The sequence below is a fragment of the Micromonospora lutea genome, from assembly GCF_016863535.1.
GTDB classification, from domain to species: Bacteria; Actinomycetota; Actinomycetes; order Mycobacteriales; family Micromonosporaceae; genus Micromonospora; species Micromonospora lutea.
Genome location: NZ_BOPB01000058.1, coordinates 1 through 880, shown reverse-complemented (window position 1 = coordinate 880; position 880 = coordinate 1). Strand labels below are relative to the sequence as shown.

Genomic DNA, 880 nt, shown 5'->3' with positions numbered 1-880 from the left:
AGGGGGATGCGGTGTCTGCTGGTGAGGTTCTTGAGCGTCTTGAGGTGGCGTATCGCGAGGATGCGGTGCGGGTTCGTGTTCGGGAGGGTGTTGAGCTTTATTACGAGTCGGCCGGTGAGGGGCCGGTTGTCTTGACGTTGAATAATTTTTTCATGACGACTCCGACGTGGCGGGTTTTTACGGACGAGTTGGCGGTGGGTCGTCGTGTGGTGAGTTATGACCTTTGTGGTCATGGTCGGTCGTCGCATCCGGAGAGGTATCCGACGTGGGATGAGCATGCCGATGATGTGGTCGGGTTGCTGGATGCGTTGGGGATCGATCAGGTTTATTTGTTGTCGACGTCGATTTCGACGGTGTTGGCGCGTGATGTGGCGTTGAAGTATCCGGATCGGGTCAAGGGGATCGTGTTGGCTGGTCCGGCGCTTGGTCCTCGGGGTATGCGTCGTCATCGGTTGGTGCAGCGGGCGTGGTTGTTGACGTTGGAGCATCATGGGATGGCGGCGTTGTATGCGCATCTGTATCCGGAGGTTTTCGGTGCGGAGATGATCGAGGAGTTGGGTACGCCGGGTTTCCTTGGTTTGCGGGAGAGCTTTTTGGCTTTGTCGACGAAGGAGGATCTGGTCAACGGGTTGAAGTTGGCGTTGACCGGTGAGACGAGCGCGGATGTGTTGGCTCGGGTGCAGGCGCCGACGTTGGTGGTTGTTGGTGATGATGACGTGTTGTTGAGTACGTCGGGTGCCAGGGAGTTGGCGGCGAAGTTCCCGGACGGTCGTTACGAGATCATGCCGGGGGCGGGTCATCTGCCGTTCCTGGACGATGCGTCGGGTTTCCAGGCGTTGGTGGCGAAGTTCGTCGACGAGGTCGAAGCGAATGCCTGACC

1 protein-coding gene is annotated in these 880 nt (G+C 58.8%); it reads left to right on the top strand.

Annotated elements, in window-relative coordinates; genetic code table 11:
* On the top strand, positions 1–878 hold an 878-nt coding region (locus tag Vlu01_RS27330; protein WP_204005019.1), incomplete at its 5' end, for an alpha/beta fold hydrolase.
* Positions 879–880: the final 2 nt, after the last annotated feature.